This is a genomic window from Romboutsia sp. (assembly GCF_051659545.1).
Taxonomy (GTDB): Bacteria; Bacillota; Clostridia; order Peptostreptococcales; family Peptostreptococcaceae; genus JBOFOR01.
Genome location: NZ_JBOFOR010000327.1, coordinates 1 through 4,510 on the forward strand (window position 1 = coordinate 1; position 4,510 = coordinate 4,510).

The 4,510-nt window shown below is 27.3% G+C and carries 6 protein-coding genes; all 6 read left to right on the forward strand.

Annotation, left to right across the window (positions count from 1 at the left end; all coding sequences use genetic code 11):
* Positions 1 to 119: 119 nt before the first annotated feature.
* From ACRC03_RS19360 to ACRC03_RS19385, 6 genes are read left to right on the forward strand one after another with little or no spacing between them, the layout of a single operon-like run.
* Complete coding sequence (locus ACRC03_RS19360) at positions 120 to 494, forward strand: hypothetical protein (RefSeq protein ID WP_438654252.1); 375 nt, start codon at positions 120 to 122, stop codon at positions 492 to 494.
* Between the two features lie 5 nt (positions 495 to 499).
* The gene (locus ACRC03_RS19365; RefSeq protein ID WP_438654253.1) at positions 500 to 802 is read left to right on the forward strand and encodes a hypothetical protein; all 303 of its coding nucleotides are present in this window, start codon (positions 500 to 502) and stop codon (positions 800 to 802) included.
* A 1-nt stretch (position 803) separates the two neighbouring features.
* Positions 804 to 1,286 (forward strand): M15 family metallopeptidase, encoded by a 483-nt coding sequence (locus ACRC03_RS19370; RefSeq protein ID WP_438654254.1) that lies wholly within the window; start codon positions 804 to 806, stop codon positions 1,284 to 1,286.
* Between the two features lies 1 nt (position 1,287).
* Entirely contained in the window at positions 1,288 to 1,866 is a 579-nt protein-coding gene (locus tag ACRC03_RS19375; RefSeq protein WP_438654255.1) for a hypothetical protein, read from the forward strand.
* Positions 1,863 to 2,246: a DUF5856 family protein gene (locus tag ACRC03_RS19380; RefSeq protein ID WP_438654256.1), complete on the forward strand. Its 384-nt coding sequence runs from the start codon at positions 1,863 to 1,865 to the stop codon at positions 2,244 to 2,246. The genes ACRC03_RS19375 and ACRC03_RS19380 overlap by 4 nt, the downstream gene beginning before the upstream one ends.
* Positions 2,246 to 4,396: a hypothetical protein gene (locus ACRC03_RS19385; protein ID WP_438654257.1), complete on the forward strand. Its 2,151-nt coding sequence runs from the start codon at positions 2,246 to 2,248 to the stop codon at positions 4,394 to 4,396. Before ACRC03_RS19380 ends, ACRC03_RS19385 begins: the two co-directional genes overlap by 1 nt.
* Positions 4,397 to 4,510 lie beyond the last annotated feature (114 nt).

Here is a 4,510-nt window from a genome sequence, read left to right on the forward strand (position 1 = left end):
AGTATATAAAAGAAGAACAGAAGAATATTTAAATAATTTAGAAAAGAGTTATGACAAAGGAGAAATAACAGAAAAACATTTTAAAATAGTAAAAGAAAAATTATTAAATTATATAAACAATGATAAAAAGTAAAGTAACATTAAAAAACATATATTATTACTTACAAGGTAACACTAGATATTTATTTTGGAAGTTTTATGCAGAAGAAATAATTCCTCTATTTATATTTAGACTGTTTGTACCTAAACACATTTATGAACAAATAGCTATGAGAATACGGTCTATGAATAAAGAGTGTCTCAATAAAGGTGCTTGTATTAAGTGTGGGTGTAGAACAACTGAACTTCAAATGTGTAATAAAGCTTGTAATGATAATTGTTATCCTAGAATATTAAGTAAAAAAGAATGGAAATTTATAACTACATATAGTTTTATAATACTTGAGGATAATATAAAATTTAAGATAGAAAATAACAAATTTTTAAAATTTTAATAAAAATGAATTGGAATACCCTGGAAATAAATATTGGTAATGTAGAACAAGGAAAAACATACCCAATAAAATATGAATATTTTGGTAGTAAAAAAATAATAAATGTAAGAGTGTCTTGTGGTTGTAGTAAACCAGATTATAATGAAAAAGAAAAAATATTAACTGTAAATTACACTCCTAAAGATGTTCCTTATCATTTAAAGGATTTAGGTAAATACCAACCAACACAAACTTATGTAGTAGTGTATGAAGATGATACAACAGAAGAATTAAAATTAACAGCAACAGTATATTTAAAGCTTATTTAAAATGATAGATGAAATTTCAAAAAAAAGAATAGAGCAATTACACCCTTTTATCAAACAAGATGTAGAAGATATTGTACAAATACTAAACACAACTGTTCTTACAAGAAAAGCTAAAGTTAGAATAGCTTGGGGGTTAAGAACTTTTGCAGAACAAGATGAATTATATAAAAAAGTACCTAAAGTAACAAATGCTAAAGGAGGAGACAGTGTTCATAATTATGGTTTAGCTGTTGATATAGTAATGATTATAAATGGAAAAGAAGCTTCGTGGGATACTAAAAAAGATTGGGATGAAGACTCTATTGCTGATTGGGATGAGGTAGTTTATATGTTTAAAGAATATGGTTTTACTTGGGGTGGAGACTGGAAAAAATTTTCAGATAAACCTCATTTTGAAAAAACAAATAAACTTACCTTAGCTCAAATAAAAGATAAATATACTAAAAAAGATTTTATTTCAGGAACTAAATTTATAAAAATATAATATGTCATATTTATTTGAGATAGAAGAAAAAAGAGTTTACCCAAAAGCAGAAATATTACTTGTTAATCCTTTTAAAGAAATATGGGACAGGGATAAAAGTAAAAACAAAGAAACTGCAATAAAAGAACTTAGTTATGCTGAGTTTATGACTTCAATGTTAAGGAGTAATCCTTTCAGAGAATATGCAGAGGACAGAAAAGAAGTTGAGATTAAACAAGTACTTAACATACCTAAAGATTGGAAAGGAGACAGTAAATTACAATTAGTTATTGATAAACTTGAAGAAATACAAACAGAAGGTTCTGTAACTTATAGATATTGGAAATCTAATAAAACAGTTATAGAAAAACTTATAGAGTTTTTTAATAATATAGATGTAAATGAAAGGAATCCAAAAACTTCTGCTCCCATATATAAACCAGCTGATATTACTAAGGCAATTACAGATTCTGAGAAAGTATTAATTAGTATTACAACAGCTAAGAAAAAAGTTGAAGAAGAATTGTTTGAAACAACAAGAAATAGAAGTGATAAAAAAATTGGATATTTTGCTAACCCTGAAAGTATAATAAATACATGAGTATAATAGACGAAATTAAAAAAAGTAATAATGACATACCTTCATTATTATTTAAAGCCCAAATAGATGCTAAAATAACACATCTATTACAGAAAGATAGAACTTATGCTAGACATGAAGCAATGAGTATTTTTTATGATAAAATAGGAGATTTAATAGATACTTTTGTAGAAACTTATAAAGGAATAAAACCTTTAGAAGAAATATGTACTAAAGGCAGTTGTTGTATTGAAAACCCAACAGATTATTTTCAAAATTTATACAATACTATAGAAACTTTAAGAAAACCAATTAAAGAAACATTTTTACAAAATCAAATTGATGAAATACAAAGTTTAATTAGTCATACTCTTTATAGACTTAAATTTATAACTACATAATGAGTCAAGTAAACTCAATTAGAAATGAAAACGGCATTTGGATTAACTCTCAGGTTTTTAGAGAGGAGGGTTTACATTATAAGAAACATGGGTATTATTGTCCAGAAGTAACTGAAAGTTTAGCTTGGAAAAATTATTGGACTGAACAAAGAAATAGATGTATTCATGGTTATGCTGTAGGTGGAGTTAAAATTACAGGAGACCATTATTTTTATCTTAATTTTACAGAAATACCACAAGCAGAAGATAAGACTAAAAAAGTAACAAGAAAAGTAATCTCTATTCCAGATTTCTGGGATGGAGATTATAATTATTTTTGGGTTAGAGAAATTGCTAGAAAAGGTATAGTTACTCCTTTAATTACAGATGCAAAAGAGATTGAAAAATTTTACAATCTAATTGGAGAAGATAAAAATAAAGAACTGATAAGACTATTTGAATCTTTACATTTAGGTTTAAAGATTGACCCAGTTGACTTAGAGGGGGGTAGGAACTTAATTGTAGGAAAATCAAGAAGAAAAGGTTACTCCTTTAAAAATGGTGCTGTAGCTGCAAAAAATTACTATTGCTTACCTTATTCAACTACAATATTAGCTGCTTACGAAAAGAAATTTTTATATCCTAAAGGTTTGTATTCTATGGCAAAAGACCATATAGGTTTTATAAATGCAAACACAGCATGGGCTATGCCCTCTGATGTGATGGATAAAAACGATGGTGTAAGAGCTAGTTATTATGAGTATGTAAATGGAATTAAACAAGAAAAAGGTTTTAAATCTTCTATTATTACAGCAACTTGTAAAGATAACCCTGATGTAATGAGGGGTAAAGATGCTTATGATATATTTATAGAAGAAGCAGGAGCATTTGGTACTCCAGGATTATTGACTGAAACATACAATGCTATTCAAGATACAGTTAAGGCAGGAGAAATTGCAACAGGTTTAATTACTATCTTTGGTACTAGCGGCGACATGGAGGGAGGTACTTATGATTACTCCAATATGTTTAGAAGACCTACATTATATAATTTATTACCTTTTTATAATATATGGGAAGAAGATAAAATACAAACTAAAGTAGGGTTTTTTCACCCTATGAGTCAAAATTTAGAAGGATATTATGATGCTCAAGGTAATTCAGATTCAGAAAAAGCAACAGCATTTGAATTAGAGTATAGAGAAAAACTAATAAAAGAAGGAGCTACATCAAAGCAAATTCAACAAAGGATGCAAGAGAAACCTCTTAATCCTACAGAAGCTTTTTCATTTTCTTCTTCTAGTGTTTTTCCTATAAAAGAACTTGATGGACAATTAAGTAAAGTTATATCTAATAACCTTCAAAATACAAAAGGAACTCCTATAAGATTTGAAAAAATTGAAAATGAAACAAAAATAATTCCTATTTTAAATAATAAAACACAACCTATAACTTCTTTCTTTAATGAAAGTCAATATTCAGATAAAAGAGGTTGTCCTGTAGTTTATGAATTTCCTATTGCAAATGCTCCTAAAGGTTTATATAAGATAGGGTATGACCCTATTAGACAAGATTCAGGAACTTCTTTAGCTGCTATTATAGTTTATAAAGGTGTTCATATAGGCTCTGTTTATCATAGCATAATAGTTGCAGAATATATAGGAAGACACGAAGATACAGAAGATATAGATAGAGTAGCAGAGAATTTTGCTGATGCTTATAAAACTACTATAATGTATGAAAATGAAGTAACTAATGTTAAAAATTACTTTAGAAGAATTAAAAGATTAAGTTTACTAGCTGCTCAACCAGATGCTGTTATATCAAAAAATATAAAGAAAAGTAATGTTGCTAGAGTATTAGGTTGCCACATGAATGTTCAATTAAAAGATGCAGCAGAAAAGTATGTTAAATCTTGGTTGCTTACTGTTTTAGATTATGATGAAAATGGTTCTCCTATTACAGTAATAGACAGAATATATTCTCAAAGATTATTAGAAGAATTAATTGCATATAATAGAGAAGGAAATTTTGATTTAGTCTCTGCTTTATTTATGTGTATTTTTCAAGTACAAGAAGAAGTGTTAGGAAAAGAGTATGAAACAGAAGAAGACAAAGATTCTAATTTAAACCAATTAATTGATATAATTAATAGTATGAGTAACAAATAAAAATTATATCTTTGCAAATTATATTATTATTATGAAAGACATAAGACAAGAAATGTTATCCTTAGCGGAAAAAAATGCTAACGATAAAAGATGGTATAAAGCTAAAGCAGATTA

What these genes read in the sequence shown, in the direction of transcription:
- ACRC03_RS19360 (WP_438654252.1), top strand. Translation starts at nt 120, where the DNA reads ATGATAAAAAGTAAAGTAACATTAAAAAACATATATTATTACTTACAA.
- ACRC03_RS19365 (WP_438654253.1), top strand. Translation starts at nt 500, where the DNA reads ATGAATTGGAATACCCTGGAAATAAATATTGGTAATGTAGAACAAGGA.
- ACRC03_RS19370 (WP_438654254.1), top strand. Translation starts at nt 804, where the DNA reads ATGATAGATGAAATTTCAAAAAAAAGAATAGAGCAATTACACCCTTTT.
- ACRC03_RS19375 (WP_438654255.1), top strand. Translation starts at nt 1,288, where the DNA reads ATGTCATATTTATTTGAGATAGAAGAAAAAAGAGTTTACCCAAAAGCA.
- ACRC03_RS19380 (WP_438654256.1), top strand. Translation starts at nt 1,863, where the DNA reads ATGAGTATAATAGACGAAATTAAAAAAAGTAATAATGACATACCTTCA.
- ACRC03_RS19385 (WP_438654257.1), top strand. Translation starts at nt 2,246, where the DNA reads ATGAGTCAAGTAAACTCAATTAGAAATGAAAACGGCATTTGGATTAAC.